The 19,304-nt window shown below is 69.1% G+C and carries 10 protein-coding genes; 7 read left to right on the forward strand and 3 right to left on the reverse strand.

All coding sequences use genetic code 11. The annotated features are described in order from the left end of the window. Nucleotides 1–145 precede the first annotated feature (145 nt). The 4 genes from AB1Z25_RS11900 (at nucleotide 146) to AB1Z25_RS11915 (ending at nucleotide 14,433) form a co-directional block, all read left to right on the forward strand. Nucleotides 146–6,808, forward strand: a complete 6,663-nt coding sequence (locus AB1Z25_RS11900) for an amino acid adenylation domain-containing protein (RefSeq protein ID WP_486635328.1) — start codon at nucleotides 146–148, stop codon at nucleotides 6,806–6,808. After that, nucleotides 6,805–8,409, forward strand: a complete 1,605-nt coding sequence (locus AB1Z25_RS11905; RefSeq protein WP_486635329.1) for an MBL fold metallo-hydrolase — start codon at nucleotides 6,805–6,807, stop codon at nucleotides 8,407–8,409. The genes AB1Z25_RS11900 and AB1Z25_RS11905 overlap by 4 nt, the downstream gene beginning before the upstream one ends. A gap of 119 nt (nucleotides 8,410–8,528) precedes the next feature. After that, nucleotides 8,529–11,261: a condensation domain-containing protein gene (locus tag AB1Z25_RS11910; protein ID WP_486635330.1), complete on the forward strand. Its 2,733-nt coding sequence runs from the start codon at nucleotides 8,529–8,531 to the stop codon at nucleotides 11,259–11,261. Nucleotides 11,262–11,337: 76 nt separating this feature from the next. After that, nucleotides 11,338–14,433 (forward strand): amino acid adenylation domain-containing protein, encoded by a 3,096-nt coding sequence (locus AB1Z25_RS11915; protein WP_486635331.1) that lies wholly within the window; start codon nucleotides 11,338–11,340, stop codon nucleotides 14,431–14,433. Between the two features lie 30 nt (nucleotides 14,434–14,463). Here the strand turns inward: AB1Z25_RS11915 and AB1Z25_RS11920 are convergent, their stop codons facing one another. Together AB1Z25_RS11920 and AB1Z25_RS11925 are read right to left on the reverse strand one after the other, a co-directional pair. Next, on the reverse strand, nucleotides 14,464–15,153 hold the full coding sequence (locus AB1Z25_RS11920; RefSeq protein WP_107799548.1) for a type 1 glutamine amidotransferase domain-containing protein: 690 nt from the start codon (nucleotides 15,151–15,153) through the stop codon (nucleotides 14,464–14,466). A 137-nt stretch (nucleotides 15,154–15,290) separates the two neighbouring features. After that, nucleotides 15,291–15,752 (reverse strand): MerR family transcriptional regulator, encoded by a 462-nt coding sequence (locus tag AB1Z25_RS11925; protein ID WP_107799549.1) that lies wholly within the window; start codon nucleotides 15,750–15,752, stop codon nucleotides 15,291–15,293. 81 nt (nucleotides 15,753–15,833) lie between these two features. Between AB1Z25_RS11925 and AB1Z25_RS11930 the strand changes: the two genes are divergently transcribed. After that, on the forward strand, nucleotides 15,834–17,060 hold the full coding sequence (locus tag AB1Z25_RS11930) for an NADH:flavin oxidoreductase/NADH oxidase family protein (RefSeq protein ID WP_107799550.1): 1,227 nt from the start codon (nucleotides 15,834–15,836) through the stop codon (nucleotides 17,058–17,060). 10 nt (nucleotides 17,061–17,070) lie between these two features. Here the strand turns inward: AB1Z25_RS11930 and AB1Z25_RS11935 are convergent, their stop codons facing one another. Then, complete coding sequence (locus AB1Z25_RS11935; protein ID WP_486635332.1) at nucleotides 17,071–17,958, reverse strand: LysR family transcriptional regulator; 888 nt, start codon at nucleotides 17,956–17,958, stop codon at nucleotides 17,071–17,073. A 138-nt stretch (nucleotides 17,959–18,096) separates the two neighbouring features. On the opposite strand from AB1Z25_RS11935, the gene AB1Z25_RS11940 reads away from it, so the two are divergent. Together AB1Z25_RS11940 and AB1Z25_RS11945 are read left to right on the forward strand one after the other, a co-directional pair. Continuing rightward, nucleotides 18,097–18,969, forward strand: coding sequence for an MBL fold metallo-hydrolase (locus AB1Z25_RS11940; protein WP_486635333.1), 873 nt, complete (start codon nucleotides 18,097–18,099; stop codon nucleotides 18,967–18,969). Between the two features lie 139 nt (nucleotides 18,970–19,108). After that, on the forward strand, nucleotides 19,109–19,300 hold the full coding sequence (locus AB1Z25_RS11945) for a hypothetical protein (protein ID WP_253315288.1): 192 nt from the start codon (nucleotides 19,109–19,111) through the stop codon (nucleotides 19,298–19,300). The last annotated feature ends 4 nt before the right edge of the window (nucleotides 19,301–19,304 follow it).

Genomic DNA, 19,304 nt, shown 5'->3' on the forward strand with positions numbered 1-19,304 from the left:
TCATGTACCACCTGTACATTCCGCTTTTTCGCTCGTTTTCGCCTTGTCTCGCCCTTGCTCGCGAGACTTTGAACAGGCTCTAAGAGCCTGTTCCAAATACTTTCCGGGCGGCCGCCGACGGCGACCGCCCATTGCGAGGTTCACGATGTCGAAGATCGCCGAAATCCTGCCGCTGTCGCCATTGCAGCAAGGATTGCTGTTTCACGCGCTGTACGACGAACGCGAGGTGGACGCCTACCATGTCCGCAACCGCTTCGAGCTGCGCGGCGTCCTGGACGCCGGCCAGCTCAGGCGCGCGGCGGAGGCGCTGCTGCAACGCCATCCCAATCTGCGCGCCGCCTTCGTCTACAAGGGGCTGGCGCAGCCGCGTCAGGTGGTGCCCCGCGAGTTCGAGCTGGATTGGCGCGAGGAAGATCTGTCCGGCCGGGACGCCGCCGCGCTGGACGCACTGCTGGAGGCGGACCTGCGCCGCCGCTTCGATCCGGGCAAGCCGCCGCTGCTGCGCTTCATCCTGGTCAAGCTGGACGCGGAACGCCATCAACTGCTGTGGAGCTTCCACCACCTGCTGTTCGACGGCTGGTCCATGCCCATCCTGATGGACGAGCTGTTCGCGCTCTACCGCCAGGGAGAATCGGCCGCGCTGCCGCCGGCCGCGCCCTACCGCGATTATCTGGCCTGGCTGCAACAGCAGGACAAGGCCGCCGCCGCCCGCGCCTGGGCCGCCAGCCTGGACGCGCTGGACGAGCCGGCCAAACTGGGCGCCGCCGCCGCGGGGGAACGCCAGCTGATCCTGTCCCGTCAAACCGAAACCGCCCCGTTGCAGGCGCGGGCCCGCCAACTGGGCGTCACCCTCAACACCTTGCTGCAAGCCGCCTGGGCCATTCTGCTCGCCCGCCTCAGCGCCTCAGACGACGTCGTTTTCGGCGTCACCGTCTCCGGACGCCCGCCGGAGCTCCCCGGCGTCGAGCGCATGGTCGGCCTGCTGATCAACACCGTCCCGCTGCGCCTGAGGCTGCGGCCCGAGGAAACCCTGGCCGCCCTGCTGCAACGCCTGCAGGCCCAGCAGGCTGCGCTGATCGAGCATCAGCACCTCAGCCTCGCCGAGATCCAGCAGGCGGCGGGAAGAACCGAGCTGTTCGACACCCTGCTGGTTTTCGAAAGCTATCCGGCGCTGCCCGGCGCGGCCGACGGCGAGGTGGCCGACGGCCTAGCCTTGATTCCGCTCGGCGGCGACGGCGCGGACACCTCCCACTATCCACTCAGCCTGTGCGCCGTCCCCGGACCCGAACTCGAGCTGCGCTTCGGCTACCGGCCCGATCTCTTCTCCGCCGACGCCGTCGACGGCATCGCCCGGCAGTTGCTGGAGCTGCTGCGCCTGATCGCCGAACAGCCCGAGCTGCCGCTCGCCCGCATCCCGCCGGCCACGCCGGCCCAACAAGACGCGCTCGCCGCCTGGAATCGCACCGACACCCCGCTGCCCGCCGCCACCCTGACCCAGTTGCTGGAACGTCAGGCCGCGCTCAGCCCCGACGCCGAGGCGCTGCGCTTCGACGAGGCCGCCCTCAGCTACCGCCAGCTGCACCAACGCGCCAACCGCCTCGCCCGCCGCCTGCGCGCCGACGGCGTCGGCCCGGAAACCCTGGTCGCCGTCGCGCTGCCCCGTTCCATCGATCTGGTCGTGGCCCTGCTCGCCGTGCTCAAGGCCGGCGGCGCTTATCTGCCGATCGATCTCGACTACCCGCCCGAACGCATCGCCTTCATGCTGGCCGACGCCCAACCCGCCGTGGTCATTTCTCGCTCCGAGCTGCTGACCGGCCTGCCGGTCGAACACGCCTTATGCCTGGACCAGATCGACGATGCGCTCGAGACCCTGTCCGATGCGCCGCTGGAGCTCCCCGGCGACGACAGGCATCCGGCCTACGTCATCTACACCTCCGGTTCCACCGGCCGCCCCAAGGGCGCCGTCAACAGCCATCGCGCCATCGTCAACCGCCTGCTGTGGATGCAGCACGCCTACCCGCTGGCCGACGACGACGTGGTGCTGCAAAAAACCCCGTCCAGCTTCGACGTCTCGGTCTGGGAGTTCTTCTGGCCGCTGATCGCCGGCGCCTCGCTGCTGCTGGCCCGGCCCGACGGCCATCGCGATCCCGTCTATCTGGCCGAGCTGATCCGCCGCCGCGGCGTCACCACCCTGCATTTCGTCCCCTCCATGCTGGACGCTTTCCTGCAGGAGCCCGCCAGCGCCGGCTGCGCCAGCCTGCGCCGCGTGCTGTGCAGCGGCGAAGCCTTGCCCGCGCCGCTGCTGACACGCGCCGCCCAGACGCTGCCCTGCCCGCTGCATAATCTCTACGGCCCCACCGAGGCCGCCGTCGACGTCACCGCCTGGACCTGCGATCCGACGCGCGACAGCCGCTCGGTGCCCATCGGCCATCCCATCTGGAACACCCAGCTCTTCGTGCTCGACGCCATGCTGCGGCCCTTGCCGCCCGGCATCCCCGGCGAGCTGTACCTGGGCGGCGTCGGCCTGGCCCGCGGCTATCTTCGCCGTCCGGGCCTGACCGCCGAGCGCTTCGTCGCCCACCCCTTCGCCGCCGGACAACGGCTGTACCGCACCGGCGACCGCGTCGTCCGCCGCGAGGACGGCGCGCTGGAATACCTGGGCCGCCTAGACCATCAGGTCAAGCTGCGCGGACTGCGCATCGAGCTGGGCGAAATCGAAGCCGCGCTGCTGGACCAGCCCGGCGTCGCCCAGGCCGTGGTCCTGATCCGCGAGGACGCGCCCGGGCAGCGCCGGCTGGTCGCCTACGCGGTGTCCGCCGCCGGCGTCCAGGCCTACGTCGCGCGCTGGCGCGACGCGCTGGCCGCCCGCCTGCCCGACTACATGGTGCCCGCCGCCTGGGTGGCGCTGGACGCGCTGCCGCTGACGCCCAACGGCAAGCTGGACCGCCGCGCCTTGCCGGCGCCGGAACTGACGCTGGCCGAGCACCGCGAGCCGGTCACCGAAAAAGAAAAACTACTGGCCGAAGCCTTCGCCCAGACCCTGGGCCTGGAGCGCGTCGGCCTGGATGACAGCTTCTTCAACCTCGGCGGCGATTCGCTGCTGGCCTTGCGGCTGAAGGGCCTGGCGCTCAAAGCCGGCGTCTCCTTCGAACTGGCCAGCCTGTTCGAACACCACAACGTGGCGCTGCTGGCCGCCCATGCCGAACAGGCGGCGGCCGCCGCCGCGCCGGCCGAACCGTTCTCGCTGCTGGACCCCGCCGACCGCCGGCGGTTGCCGCCGGACGCGGTGGACGCCTACCCGCTCAGCCAATTGCAGCAGGGCATGCTGTTCCACAGCGCCTTCCGCGACGGCTCGACCCTATACCACAACATCGTCGGGCTGGCGGTGTCCCTGCCTTACGACGCCGCCGCGCTGCGTCGCGCGCTGGACGCGCTGTGCCGGCGGCATGAGTTGCTGCGCACCCGCTTCGCGCTGGACGGCTACCAGGAACCCTTGCAACTGGTATTGGCCACGGCCGCCATTCCGCTGGCAGAGAGCGATCTCGGACAGCTGCCGCCCGCCGCGCAGCAAGACACCCTGGCCGCCTTCATCGCCGCCTGGTCCAAACAAGCTTTCGATCCCGGGGCCGCGCCGCTGCTGCACGCCCACGCCCACCGGCTGGGCGAACGGCGCTTCCATCTGACGCTGCGCATCCACCACGCCATCCTCGACGGCTGGAGCGACTCCGTCTTCATCGTCGAACTCGCCCAGCTCTACCAGGCCGAGTTGGCCGGCCGGCCCTGCCGGCTGCCCGCGCTGTCCAGCCGCTACCGCGACTACATCGCGCTGGAACGCGAGGCGATGACCTCGCCGGCCAGCCGGGATTTCTGGCGGGAACAGCTGCGCGGTTACGAAGCCGCCGCCGCGCTGCTCGCGCGGGAGGAAAACACCGCCTTGGCGGCCGACGGCCCGCTGCAGATCCACGCCGACATCGCCATAGACGAGCCGGTTTCGACGGCGCTGACCGCGCTGGCGCGCCGCTTGAACGCGCCGCTGAAATCGGTGCTGCTGGCCGCCCACCTGGCGGCGCTGGCCATGCTGACGGGCAAAAGCGGCGCCTGCACCGCGCTGGTCACCAACGGCCGGCCGGAAACCGCGGACGCGGAGCATATGGTGGGCCTGTTCCTGAACTCGGTGCCGCTGCGCATGGAGATCCGGCGCGAACCCTGGACCCGGCTGATAAGCCGCGTGATAGACGCGGAACGGGCGCTGCTGCCGCACCGGCGTTATCCGCTGGCCACCATGCTGCGCGACGCCGGCCTGCGCGACGCCGGCGAGGCCATTTTCAATTACACGCATTTCCAGGCGCTGGAAGCGCTGGCCGACTGGCGCCAGCAGGACAGCGCGATGGACAACAGCTTCGCGCTGCAAATCAATTTCCGCCCCGACGGCGCGCGCATCGCCGGCAGCCTGACCGCCCACCGCGACGCCCACGACGCCGACGCGTTGCGGCGCTACGCTCGCTGCTACGCCGCCGTGCTCGCGCAGCTGGCCGGCGGCCCCGACGGCCCGGTGCGCCGTCTGGACCTGCTGGACGAGGACGAGCGCCGCCTGCTGCTGGATGGCCAGGCCAGCGCCCGCGACATCGCGCCGCTGCCGCTGTGCGAGCTGTTCGAGCGGCAAGTCCGCCGCGCGCCGGACGCGCCGGCGCTGGACTGCGACGGTGAAACCTTGAGCTACGCCGAGCTCAACCGCCGGGCCAACCGGCTGGGCCGGCGGCTGATCGCCGCGGGCGTCGGACCCGGCCGGCTGGTGGCGGTGGCGCTGCCCAAATCGGCGGCGCTGCTCGTCTCGCAACTGGCGACGCTGAAAGCCGGCGCCGCCTATCTGCCGCTGGACCTCAACTACCCGGCGGAGCGGCTGGCGCTGATGCTGGACGACGCCCGCCCGGCCCTGGTGCTGAGCGACGCCGGCTCCGCCGCCAGCCTGCCGCAAACCGCCGGGCCGGTGATGGCGCCGGAGGCCGACGATAGCTTCGCGGACGGCGACATCGGCCAGCAAGAAAGGCTGCGCCCGTTGACGGCGGACGATCTGGCCTACGTGATCTACACCTCCGGCTCCACCGGCCGGCCCAAAGGCGTCGCGGTCGGCCACGCCGGACTGGCCAGCCTGGCGCAAGACCTGAAGGAGCGCTGCGCGCTGGACGCGTCCGCGCGCGTGCTGCAATTCTCCTCGCCGGGCTTTGACGCCTCGGTGCTGGAAATGCTGATGGCCTTCGCCGGCGGCGCCTGCCTGGTGCCCGCCAACGCCAGGCAGCTGGACGCCGATAGCCTGCCGGGCACGCTGCGCGCCGCGCGCGTCAGCCACGCGCTGCTGCCGCCGGCGCTGCTGGCCATGCTGGAGCCGGCGCCGGATCTGCTGCCTGGCGCCTTGCTGGTCGGCGCCGACGCCTGCCCCGCCGAGGTGGTGGCCAAATGGGCGCGCGGCCGCCGGATGATCAACGCCTACGGCCCCACTGAATCCACCATCTGCGCCACCCTGAGCGACCGCCTGACCGACGGCGCGCCGCCCATAGGCCGGCCGGTGCTCAACAGCCAGGTCTATCTGCTGGACGAGGCCTTGCAGCCGGTGCCCGTCGGCGTCGCCGGCGAGCTGTACGTGGCCGGCGCCGGCCTGGCGCGCGGCTATCTTAACCGCCCCGCGCTCAGCGCCGAGCGTTTCGTCGCCAATCCCTTCGGCGCGCCCGGCAGCCGGCTCTACCGCAGCGGCGACAAGGCGCGCCGCCTGGCGGACGGCCAGCTGGAATTCCTGGGCCGGCTCGATCAGCAGATCAAGCTGCGCGGCTATCGCATCGAGCCGGGCGAGATCGAGGCCGCGCTGCGCTCGCAAACCGGCGTGGCCCAGGCCGTGGTCTTGCCTGTCGACGACGACGGCCGCAAGCGCCTGGTCGCCTACGCCGTCCCGCGCGCCGGCGCCAGCCTGGACGGCGCGCGGCTGCGCGCCGGGCTGGCCGCCGGCCTGCCCGACTACATGGTGCCCGCCGCGGTGACGGTCTTGCCCGCGCTGCCTTTGAACGCCCACGGCAAGCTGGACCGCGGCGCGCTGCCGGCGCCGGTCTTCGCGACCGCGCCGCAACGCTTGCCGGCCACGCCGCTTGAACAGACGCTGGCGGCCTTGTTCGCGGAGACGCTGCGGCTGCCGGCCGTGGATCTGGACGCCGGCTTCTTCGAATTGGGCGGCGACTCGCTGCTGGCGATGCGGCTGGCCGCCCTCATCCGCGGCAAGCTGGGCGTCAAGCTGTCGATGGAACAGCTCTTCCTCGCCCCCAGCGTCGCCGAATTGGCGCGACGCCCGGCGTTTGGCCGCCCGGACGAACCGTCGTCGGCGGCCGGCGGCCGCTCGTTCTGGCTGACCGTCCGCCGGCAAGACGGCGCGCCGGTCTCGCTGCGCTGCGACGGCGAGCTGGAGCTGCCGGCCTTGCGCCAGGCCTTGCGCGAGCTGGGCCGCCGTCACGCCGTCCTGAACGCGCCGGCCGAAACAGGGGCAACGATCAAGACCGCCAACGGCCTGGCCTTGCCCGCCGCGCTGCACCAGGCCGCGGACAGCGGCGCCGGCGCGCCGATCGCGCCGCTGCTGCGGGAGCTGGCCAAGGCTTACGCCGCCCGCGCCGACGGCGGCGCCCCCGATTGGACGCCGCTGCCGCGGCCATACGCCGACTACGCGGACTACGCCGCGTCGCGCGCAGAACTCAGCCAGGCGACGGCTCCGTCCGGCACGCCGGCTTCGCGCCCTTTCCCTCCCTCTTCCACGACATTGGAGCAAGCATGAACACTCCCCATCCCGACACGGCCGTCTACCTGAAAAGCGGCGTCAAACTGGAACCGCTGTTCCACCGCTGGTACGCCTGGAGTCATCTGGTGTCGCCGGTCCAGCAGGCGATCAATCTGGCCTTCCGCCAGATTCCGCTGCTGCGCTCCTTCATCGCCAACCCCAATGTGCACATCGCCGCCTCCAAGAACCCCCAGATGCTGGGCGGCCCCTTCCTGGAGCTGCCGGCCAGCGATCTGCCCGCGGTGCGCCGCCTGCTGCAGGACACGCTGAAGGACGCGGCGCCGCTGCTCCGCTTCGCCGAAGACCTGCAAAAGCTCAATCGCCAGCTGCAGCAAACCGCCAGCGGCCACAGCCTGGACGCGGTCTACGCCGAGTTGTCGCCCACGCTGGCCGGCCTGGTCGAAGTCAGCTACGACCTCAACCATCACCCCGGCCTCCGCGTGCTGGACTCCTTGCTGAGCTATCCGGACGCCGCGGACGCGGACCGGCAGGCGCTGGCTTTCAGCACCGAACGCGACGAGCAGCGCCATTTCTTTCTGAACACGCCCCGGCTGGACGGCGACGCCAGGCTGGTGCTCCCGCTGCCCTTCGCCGCCCCCCATCACGAAGCGCTCGCCGCCAGCCGGATACGCGCCGTCCCTTACGCGGAGCTGAAGCAGGCGCTGAAGGTGCCGGCGGAGCAGGAAGCCCGCTTCCGCGGCTTCTTCGACACCGAAGCGCCACAGCGCGAGCAGCCCGAGTATCACGGCGGCGACGTGCGCATCCGTTATTTCGGCCACGCCTGCGTCTTGCTGCAAACGGCGTCCACCTCGGTCCTGATCGATCCCTTCGTCACCTGGGACCGGGATGGCGAACCGCAGCGGCTGACTTTCGACGATCTGCCCGACCATATCGACTACGTGTTCATCACCCACAACCATCAGGACCACTTCAGCCCGGAGCTGCTGCTGCAATTGCGCGGCCGCATCGGCCGCCTGCTGGTGCCGCGCCACAACAGCCGCAGCCTGGCCGATCCGTCGATGAAGCTCACGCTGCGCGCGCTCGGTTTCCGCAACGTGTCCGAACTCGAGCCGATGGAAAGCGTGCGCTTCGACGACGGCGAAATCGTCAGCCTGCCGTTTTACGGCGAGCACGCCGACCTGGACATCGAAAGCAAGCACGGCATGTTCCTGCGGCTGAAAAACCGCCGCTTCCTGTTCCTGGCGGACTCGGACTGCAAGGACCGCGCGCTCTACCGCCGCATTGTGGAGCGTCTGGGCAAGGCGGACACGCTGTTCATCGGCATGGAGTGCGACGGCGCGCCGCTCAGCTGGCTGTACGGCCCGTACACCGGCAGCCCGCTCAGCCGGCGCGACGACGAATCCCGCACCTTGTCCGGCTCGGACTGCGAGCACGCCTGGAGCATCGTCGAGGAGTTCGACTGTAAGAAGATCTACGTCTACGCGATGGGGCAAGAACCCTGGATGCGCTTCGTCACCGGCCTGGAGTATTCGGCCGACAGCAAGCAGATCGTCGAGTCGAACAAGTTCCTCGAGCGCTGCCGCGCCGCGGGCCTGAGCGCGGAACGGCTGTACGGCTGCAGCAGCTTCAGCTGCTGAGCCTGTGCAATGTCCGCCGCGCGCCGTAAAAGCTTCCAGGACGCCGTCGCCGGCTTGGGGCGCGGGGCTGAATAAAGGCTTGCTCTTGTCGACTGATTGCCGACCCAAGGTATTCGCTTATGAAATTTTCACTCGATGCCGGCTACGGCTGGCTTGCGTCCTTGCAACAGGAACGACTGTTCCACCTGGATCCGCTGGCGCCGGACGCCGCCTCATGCTCGTTTCCCGTCGTGCTGCGGATAAGCGGCGCGCTGGACGCCGCGGCATTGGAGACGGCCCTGGCCGCGGTCGTGGCCAAACACGAGGCCTTGCGCACGACGATGGCCTTCGACGGCGACGAGCTGCTTTGCTCGACGCGGCACGCCTGGCCCGGCCCCCTGCTCCAGCCGACGCGCCAGGAACCGGCGAGCGGGGACGGCGCCGGCCTGGCCGCGGCCGTCCGGGAAGTCATCGACCGCCCCTTCGATCTGGCGACGGGGCCTTTATTTCGCTTTGCTCTCTTTCAACCGGCGGATGATGAGGCGAGCCTGGTCATGGTGTTCCATCAGGCTGTTTTTGACGCCTGGTCGGCCGGCATCCTGGCTACAGACCTGGACACGGCTTATGCCGCCGCCTTGAACGGCGGCGACGTCGAGCTCGCGCCCAATGCGCTCGATTACGCGGACTTCGCCCATTGGCAGCGCGAACCATGGCGCGCCGGCGCGCCCCGGCCTTCACGATTGGGCGCGGACGGTCCGTTGCCGGCCACGATATCGACGGACGGCGCTCAATGGGCGCTCAAGCTCCCCTCCGAGCAGGAACAACAATTGCGCCGGCTTCAACAGGAAACGGGAGACGCCTTGCTGGTCGTTTTCTCATCCTTGCTCGGTCTTTTCCTGGGCGCGGAAAGCGGCCGGGATGAAATCCTCATCGACGCGTCCGTCCCGGGGCGACGCCACGCGGAAGCCAATGACATCATCGGCCTGTTCGAAACCCCGCTCCCGCTGCGCTTGCGCCTGGACGCCAAGCCCACTCTGCGGGAGATGCTGGACCAGGTCCGCACGCAGGCCGCGCAGGGCGCGGAGAACCGGAACATGGCGTTGGAACCCTCCGCCGCCTTGGAGCCGCCAGGGTTTCAAGTCGCCGCGCGGGTGCGAAAACGCCCGCTCTGGCGTCTCGCCGGCCTGCGGCTGACCGAGCAGGCGGCGCATGCCGGACGCGCGAAGCGCGACTTGAGCTTTGTGCTGGACGAGCGCGACGACGGCGTCTGGCTGACGCTAGAGTACGCCGACGCCTTGTTCGAAGCCTCGGCCGCCCAGCGGCTCTTGAACGGGCTGGTCCGCTTCGCCGCGCAATGCCTGGCCGATCCCGCCCGCCGGCCGGACGCCTTGCCGACGGCTGATGAGCAAGAACTCGCCAGCCGCGGACAAGAGCGGGACACCGGCGCGCTCGCGGCGTTGGCGCGGCCCCAGGCCGACGCCCGGCTGGGCCAGCTGTCCAGCAATCAGCAAAGCCTGTATTTCTTTGAGAAACTGGCCCCGGACCGCGCCTTGTACAATGTCCCGCTGCATCTGGAGATGCGCGGCCAGCTGGACCCCGCCCGCCTGGAGGCGGCGCTGGAACAGCTGCTGAAACGCCATGAAGCCCTGCGCGCGCGCTTTGTGGAAACCCCGGCCGGCCTGCGGCAGGACGTCGGCGCGCCGCCCTCCCGCGTACTCGAAACCGCGGATCTCAACCAACTGCCGCCGGAGCGCCGCGACGCCGGCTTCGCCAGCCTGGAACGGGATGTCAGCTCGACCCCCTTCGACCTCGCCGCCGGCCGGCTCTTCCGCTTTTGCCTGGCGCGCCGCGACCGCGATCACTGGGTGTTGCTGATGGTGTTTCACCACATGGCGTTTGACGGCCATTCCGCGCAGATATGGCTGCGCGATCTGCGTACCCTGCTGCGAGGCGGCGCCTTGCCCGCCGTGGGGCCCGCGATGACGGTGAGAGAGGCCGCCGCCGAGGAGCGGGCCTGGCAGCGCAGCCGCGACTACCAGAAGGCGCTGAGCCGCTGGCTAGACCGCCTGGCGGGAACCGCGGCCCCGCTCAATCTCAGGCCGGACCGCCCGCGCCCGCTGCGACGCGACTACGCCGGGGCCTTCCTGGAATGCGCCTTGCCCCAGGCGCTGCTGGGCGAGCACATCCAGCGCGCCGCCCAGCTTGGCGCCTCGCCGTTCATGGCCGTCGCCGCCCTGCTCGCCGCCTATCTGTCCGCGCGCGGCAATCAGGCCGACGTCTGCCTGGGCTTCCCCCATGGCGGACGCGGCGACGGCGCGATCGAGGACACCATAGGCAATTTCGTCAATTTGCTCGCCATGCCGGTGCGGATAGAGACCGCCGACACCCCGCGCAACATCATTGAAAAAGTGCGCCAAACCGCCCAGGCGAGCTACGCCGGCTACCGGGTGCCCTTCTCCTCCCTCGTCGATCGGCTTGGCCTGGAGCGCGTTCCAGGCCAACACCCGGTCTTCCAGGCGGTGGTCACCGTCGATCAAGACTTCGACGGCTGGACGCAGGACGGCCTGACCGTGGCCTTGCTGCCGGGCAGCAACCCTATCGCCAAGTTCGACCTGGCCTTCGGCTTCAATCTGGCGCGCAGCTGCGTCCGCATCGAGTACGCGACCGATATGTTCGACCCGGCGTCGATTGAAGCCATGGGCGCGGAACTATCGGCCTTGCTGTCCCAGTGCGTGCGGGGCTTCGACGCGCCGCTGCGGCAGGCCGCCGGCGCGACGGCCGCCGGGGAGGTGCCGCGCGCCGCGCCCAAGCTGCTGAGAAAACCCAAGCCGGCCGGCGCCGGGAACGCCGGCTTGGCGGCGGACGCGACTTGAGCCCATGTCAAGCGCCGACAACTGACCAACCGCCGGAGGGCGCAAAGCGCTCTAGCCGGCAGGACATGCAAAACCAATGACTCATCCAACAGAACTCAGCGCCTGCCAAACGCTTGCCGAGGCCTTCTCCCGCTCGGTCCAGCGCTTTCCCGACCGCATCGCCGTGCAATGCGCGGCGGCTTCGCTCAGCTACCGGCAACTGGATCAGCGGGCGGACGCCCTGGCCCGCCGCCTCCGCGCCATGGGCGTGACCGCCGAAACCCTGGTGGGCTTGTCCGTGCGCAGATCGTCCGATCTGATCGTCGCCATGCTGGCCATTCTGAAAGCCGGCGGCGCCTACCTTCCGCTGGACCCGGAGTATCCGGCGGAGCGGCTGGACTACCTCGTCGGCGACGCCCGGCCCAAGCTCATCGTCGTGGATGCGGCATCGCGGGAACGGCTGGCCGCCGCCGCGTCCGCCAAGGACATCCCGCAGCTTGATCTGGACGCTTTTGCCCCATCGCGCGACGAGACGCCCGTGGGCGGCGGCGCGCCGAATCGCGACAACCTGGCTTACGTCATCTATACCTCGGGCTCGACCGGAGGCCCCAAAGGCAGCCTGATCACCCAGCGCAATGTGCTGCGGCTGTTTACCGAGTCCCAGCCTTATTACGACTTTGGGCCGGAGGACGTCTGGCCCTTGCTGCATTCCTACGCCTTCGATTTTTCGGTCTGGGAAATCTTCGGCGCGCTCTTGCATGGCGGAACCTTGCTGGTCCCGGACCTGGCCACCATTCGAGACCCTTCCGCGCTGCTGGCGTATTTGCGGCGGCATGGCGCGACGGTGCTCAACCAGACGCCGTCCTTCTTCTATCAGCTGGCCCTGTATCTGAGCGAGCATCCGGAACAGCGCGAGGCCCTGGAATCACTGGCCTTCGTGGTGTTTGGCGGCGAGCGGCTGGACCTGACCCAGCTCAAGCCCTGGTTCAAGACCATGGGCGACGAGGGCCCGGTGCTGGTCAATATGTACGGCATCACCGAGACCACCGTGCACGTCACCTTGCACGTGGTCGACGCCGACGAGACGAAGCATAGGAAGTCCGCCGGCATCGGCTCGGCCTTGCCGGACTTGTCGCTGTTCCTGCTCGACGAGGACTTGCAGCCGGTGGCGGCCGGCGAGGTCGGCGAGCTGTATGTCGCCGGTCCGGGACTGGCGCGCGGCTATCACGGCCGGCCCGGCCTGACCGCCGAGGCCTTCATTCCCTGCCCCTTCCCCGGCCGCGAAGGCCAGCGGATGTATAAAACCCAGGATCTGGCGAAGATCGATCCGCACGGCGAGCTGGTTTACGAATCACGCAAGGGCGGCTACCTGAAGATCCGCGGTTTCCGGGTTTCGCTGGCGGAGATCGAATCCGCGCTCTGCGAGCTGGACGGCGTCGCCAACGCGGTGGTCCAGGCCTCGTCCGAGGATGGGCGAGATCTGGTGTCGGCCTATCTCCGCTTTGCGTCCGCGCCGATGAGCTTGCGGGAACTCCGCCAGGCGCTGGCGGAAAAACTGCCCGGCTTCATGATGCCGCACCACTTTCATTGCATCGACAGCCTGCCGCTGACCGCTCACGGCAAGATCGATCGCAGCCGTTTGCCGCACATGGCGCGGGCCCTGAGCGACGAACGCCCGCCGGACGCGCCGGCCTCGGCCGATGAAGCCGACATGACGGCGATCTGGCGCCGGGTGCTCGGCGTGGAACGTCTTGGTCCTAACGATGATTTCTTCGCCTTGGGCGGGGACTCCATCCGCGCCGTGGAACTGATCATGGCGCTGAATCGCGCCGGCTGGGCCGCCACGGTGGAAGACGTGTTTCACTCGCCCAATGTCCGGGACCTGAACGACCGCAGCCTGCGGGGCGAAACCGGCTTGCCGCCGACGCGGGCGAAACGCGCGAACGCCGCGTCCGACATGCAGCGCCTGATGCTGGAGCACTATCAAGCGGCCCCGGCAGGGCTTGGCGTCTATCACGTGCAGCAGTGGTTTGACTGCGTGGACGCGGCGCTCGACATCGGACGGCTCATGGAGGCCTTCCGCTTGGAGTTTTCCCGGCATCCCGTTTTCCGCACGCTCTTCGTCCGCGACGGCGACGCGATTCTCCGCACCGACGCGGGCAGGGAACGGGTGCGCCTGGACGCCGTCGACCTCCGGCGCGACGCCCCTGCCCGGCGGCGGGCGCGGATTGCCGAATACGCGCGCGCCGATCTCCACGCGCCATTCGCGCCCTTCGAGGCGGCAAGCGAAACGGCGCGGCTGCGCTTCTTCCAAACCGAGGACAGCCGCTGCGTCGTTTTCCTGAGCATCCACCACGCGATAGACGACGGCTGGGGGCAGCAACGCTTTTTCGACGCGGTATTCCAGCGCTATCAGCGCCATGACGCCGTCGCGCCGCCGGCGCGCGCGGACGTGTTTTCCGAATACGTCGCCCTCCAGCAGCGCATGGCCCTGGACCCGGCGGCGATTGAATACTGGCGGCGAGCGCCGTTTGCCGGCGCGCAGACGCTTGAGCGACGGAGAACGCCGCCGGCCGGAATGACGGAGCACAAAAAACGCATCGCGCCCCGGCTGGTGGCCCGCGTCGGCCACTGCGCGCGCGCGCGGCGCATCCAGACGCGATCCTTGTATTTGGCCGCCGCCGGGCAAGCGATCGCGCGCGCGACCCGGGACCCCCAGGTCTTGATCGGAATGGTGGTCAACGGCCGGGTGCCGGAACTGAGCGATCCGCTGGACGCGGTGGGCCTGTTCTGGAATTTGCAGCCGCTGTCGTTTCAGGCCTTGGCGTGCCCGCTGGAAACGGCTGAGGCCATCCACCAGCGCCTGCTGCTGCAGGAGAAATACGCGCTCTACCCGCTCAGCGCGATTTTCGATGCGCGCAGCCCCGGCCGGGAGTTTCTTTACACCTTCAACTTCACGAATTTCCGGGCGCGGGATTCGAAAACGGCGGATTTGCGGGACTGGGACGGCGTGGATCGCTTCCACTACCCCGTCAATATCGCCGTCCATCTGGATGAAGGCTCGGACATCGCCGAATTCCGGCTGAGCGGCGATCCCGCTTATTGCGGCGAGGCCGCGGCGGACGCGCTGTTCCAGGCTTTTGAAGAAGCGCTGGGCGTCGCCGTCGGGGAGCTGGCCGGCCTAGGCGCTTGACGCGGCCGCGCGAGGCCGGCGCTCCCGGCCTCAGCGCGACAGCAAGGCGGCCACTCGCTTGGCGGTGGCCTTGGCCGACTGCGGGTTTTGCCCGGTCACCAGCCGGCCGTCCACCACCACCTTGGGCATGAACGGCAGCCAGGCTTTTTCATAGCGGGCGCCGCGCCGCCTCATTTCCTCCTCGGCGTTGTAGGGCACTTTGCCGGCCACGCCGGCCAACACTTCCTCCCGCCAGGAAAAGCCGGTCAGCCGACGGCCGGCCACCAGCAGCGCGCCGTCGGACAAGCGGATATTCAGCAGGCCGCAATAACCGTGGCACACCGAGGAAACGACGCCGCCCTGCTCATAGATCTCGCGGGCGAGCCGCTGCAAGCCGGCGTGCTCCGGAAAATCCCACATCACCGCGTGGCCGCCGGTGAAATAGATCGCGTCGAACGCCGCCGGGGCGATGTCTTCCGGCTTGGCGGTATCCGCCAGCAAGGCCCGCTTATCGGCGCTGGCCAGCCAGGCCCGCGCCGAGGCGTCGGCGTTCGGCCATTTCAGCGAGCGCGGCTCCAAGGGAGAGGCGCCGCCCAGCGGGCTGATCAACTGCTGCTCCCAGCCTTGCGCGGCGAACACCTCGTAAGCGTGGCTCAATTCAGACAGCCACAAACCGGTGGCTTCGGACGGATCGGCGTAGTGAGCGACATTGCTCACCACATGCAGAATGCGCTTGCTCATGACGGCATCTCCTCATCAAAGCGCCGCTGGGGTTTGAATACGGTTTGCATCGGCCGTTTCCGGCGGCGGGCCTGCGCCACCTTAAGCTTCAAGTCCGCTTGAGGGTCAAGGCATTTCACCTGAGCCTAAGCGCCCGTTTACGACTTTTCCGGGAGCGGGCCTTGCCCGCTTCCCGGCGCTCCGCCCGCCGCGCCGTCCTCGTCGCGCAGGCGGTTCAACACCCATTGGGCCCGCTCGTCGCAGGCCAGCCCTTCCGGCCCGTTCTCCATGCTGGCGATCACCCGCCGCAACTGAGCCTTGTTCTGCTCCAGCCGCTGCTGCAAGCGTTCGATCTCGGCCACTTTGCGCATGAGCCCCGCCAGCAGGTCCTCATGCTGCCAGGCCTTAGGCTCCGTCGGCAGCAGACGGCGAATCTCCTCCAGGGAAAACCCGGCGCTCTGGGCGCTGGCGATGATGTCCAATATCCACAGCGCTTCCGGGCCGTAATCGCGGTAGCCGTTGGCCCCGCGCGCCACCGCCCGGATCAGGCCGCTGGCTTCATAAAAGCGAATGCGGGAGGCGGTCATGCCGCAGCGCTTCGCCAATTCTCCAATTTTCATCCGCGTTCTCGATCGGGGCTTGACATTAAAGTTAACTTTAAACCTATGGTTGAGCCAAGATCAAACCCGGAGCGCGCGCTCATGACCCTATTCAGCCCCTTGACCCTTCCCAACGGTTCCAGCCTGCCCAACCGCATCGCCAAGGCGGCGATGGAAGAAAACATGGCGGACGCGGACCAGGCCCCGTCCGATGCCTTGATGAGGCTCTACCAGGCCTGGGCGGACGGCGGCGCCGGCCTGCTGATCAGCGGCAACGTGATGGTGGACGGCCGCGCGATGACCGGGCCGGGCGGCGTGGTGCTGGAAGACGAGCGCCAGATGGAGCGCTTCCGGCGCTGGGCCCGGATCGGCCGCTCCCGCGGCGCGCAGTTCTGGTTGCAGATCAACCATCCCGGCCGTCAGATGCCGGCCAATCTGGGCCAGGCCACCTGGGCGCCGTCCGCGGTGCCGCTGGACCTGGGCAAGATGTCCAGGCATTTCGCCCTGCCGCAGGCGATGACGCCGCAGGGGATCGCCGATGTGATACGGCGCTTCGCCCGCAGCGCGGGCCTCGCCGAGCAGGCCGGTTTCGACGGCGTGGAAATCCACGCGGCCCACGGCTATCTGCTCAGCCAGTTCCTGTCCCCGCTGTCCAACCAAAGAACGGACGCCTGGGGCGGCCCGCTGGAAAACCGGGCCCGCCTGTTGCTGGAGATCGTCAAAGCGGTGCGCGCGGAGGTGTCCCCGGGCTTCGCCGTGGCGGTCAAGCTCAATTCCGCCGATTTCCAGCGCGGCGGCTTCAGCGCCGACGACGCCCGCCAGGTGGTGCTCTGGCTCAATGAGCTGGCGGTGGATCTGGTCGAGCTTTCCGGCGGCAGTTACGAAGCGCCGGCGATGCAGGGCGAGGCCCGCGACGGGCGCACCCTGGCCCGCGAGGCCTATTTCCTGACGTTCGCCCAAGCGCTCCAAACCGTGGCCGCCATGCCGGTGATGGTCACCGGCGGCATCCGCCGCCGGCCGGTGGCCGAACAGGTGGTGGCCAGCGGCGTGGCCATGGCGGGCATCGCCACCGCGCTGGCCCTGGACCCCAGGCTTCCCAGCGACTGGCGCCAGGGCAAGGACACCGCTCCGGCGCTGCCGCCCATCGCCTGGCGCAACAAGCCGCTGGCGGCGCTCGCCAATATGGCCGCGGTGAAGTTTCAGCTGCGCCGGCTCAGCCAGGGCAAGACGCCCAAGCCCCAGGTGTCGCCGCTGCGGGCGCTGATCCAGCAGCAGCTGGCCGCCGCCTGCCGCGCCCGCCGCTATCGACGCTGGGCGGCGCAACGCTGAGCCGGTGGTCTCAAGCGCCCGGCAGCGCGGCCAGAAAGCGCTTCAGCGCCGGGTTGGCCGCGTCCTTGCGGCTGACGAAGCTCAGCGGCATCGGCAAGGACAAATCCCGCAGCCGGAAGAAGCGCGCCTGGGCCGGCGGCCGGCCCAGATTGGCGGAGTTGACGATGGCGGCGCCGATGCCGGCGCAGACCAGCGACAAGATCGCCGTTTCGGTGCCGGCCTCCTGCGCCACCCTAAGACGCACGCCCAGTTGCCGGCAAGCGCTGATCAGGCGGTCGTAATAGCCGGGATAGGCCTCGCGCGGCATGGTGACGAAGGGCCGGTCCGCCAGGCTGCGCAGCGCGATGGGGCGGTTCTCGTCGTGGCCGGTGTCCCAGCAGCGCGGCAGCGCCAGCACCACGTCGTGCTCCAGCAAGGGCAGGCCGGCCAGGCTTTCCGGCAAGTCTTCGTATTGGTAGATGAAGCCGCCGTCCAGCGCGCCCTCCTCCAGCGCGCTCAATTGCTGCGGCGTGTTCAGCACGCTCAGCTCCAGCGCCACCTCCGGCGCCTCCGCCTGGAAGCGGCTGAAAGCCTGGGGCACCAGGCCGTCCCAACCGGCGTTCTCCACGCAGCCCAGCCGCAGCCGGCCCAAAAGTCCGGCGGCCACGCGCCGCGCGCTCTCGGCCGCGTCGTCCAGCGCGGCCATCGCTTTGCGCACCTCGCGCAAATAGCTTGCGCCGGCCGCGGTCAGCTTGAGGCCGCGCGGCGAACGCTCAAACAGCGGCAGGCCCAGCTCTTGTTCCAGGTCCTGGATCTGCCGCGACACCGCCGGCTGGGTGATGTGCAGATGCTCGGAGGCCAGGCGCACGCTTTGGTGCTCGGCCACGGCGATGAAGTAACGAAGATGGCGCAATTCCATGCGGGGTCTTTCGGCTTGGCTATGCTTTTAAGTTATCATGAATTAATAATTCGGCATTGGAAAGCATGGGTAATTTCCGCGATAGTGACGGTCAAGCCGCCGGCCGCACCGGCGCGCACCCTAGCCGCAGAGACCCAAATGGACACCATCAGCCCCACTTATCAACTTGGCGACGCCAAGATCACCCGCGTGACGGACACCCTGCTGCGCGGCCTGGCCCCGTCCTTCCTCTACCGCGATTGGAACGAGACGCTGCTGGCGCAAGAGCCGGGCTTGCGCGGTCTGCTGGACGCCGACGGCGCGCGCCTCACCCTGAGCGTGCACAGCTGGGCGGTGGAATGGGCCGGCCAGGTTTTCCTGATCGACACCGGCGTCGGCAATGACAAGGAACGCGCGTTCAACCCGCTGTTCCACCGGCTGCAAACGCCCTTTCTGGAACGCCTGGCCCGCACGGGCATCCAGCCCGCGGACGTCGACCACGTGTTGCTGACCCATTTGCACGCGGACCATGTGGGCTGGAACACGCGGCTGATCAACGGCCAGTGGACGCCCACCTTCCCCAAGGCCCTCTATGCTTTGCCGCAAGGCGATCTGGATTTCTTCGCCACGCCGGAAGCGGACAGCCGGCGCATGGTGTTCGACGACAGCGTGGCGCCGGTGATCGCCTCCGGTCAGGCGCGCGTGATCGGCCTGGACGGCGGCGACTACCAGGACGGTTTCCGCTTCCACCCCACGCCCGGCCATTGCGCCGGCCATATGTCGATTTCGCTGAGTTCGCGCGGCGAGACGGCGCTGTTCTGCGGCGATGTGATGCATACGCCGATGCAGGTGTACCGGCCGGAATGGAATTCGGTGTTCTGCCGGGAGCAGGACGCGGCGCGGGCATCCCGGCGCTGGCTGCTGGACTTCGCCGCCGAGCGCCGCGCCCTGGTGTTCAGCGCCCACTTCGCCGACAGCTCCGCCGGCCGGGTGACGCGCCGGGACGGCGGCTTCGGCTGGACCTTCCTCTGAGGCGCCGCTTAACGATCCGCCGCCTCCGTGGGGCGTCCCCGTCCACGCGGCTTTGAAACGCCGACGACAAGCTGCTCTAATCCTTAATCTCAATGCCTTGCGCCAGGCCTTGCACAGGCCCCCAACCTAGGAGCTCCTCATGGCCCTTCCCACCCTCTCGCCGGAGGCCGTCGCCGCCCTGGCCCTAGCCGCCGGCCTCAAGCTCGCCCCCGATCGCCTGGAGGCCGTCGCCGCCACCCTGGCCTTCATCCGCGCGGAAATCGCCAAGCTGGACCGGCTGAGCCCGGCCGACGCGCGCTCAGCGCCCCCCTTCGACCCGGACTGGAGGTAAACCC

This window comes from Chromobacterium sp. HL1 (assembly GCF_057418835.1).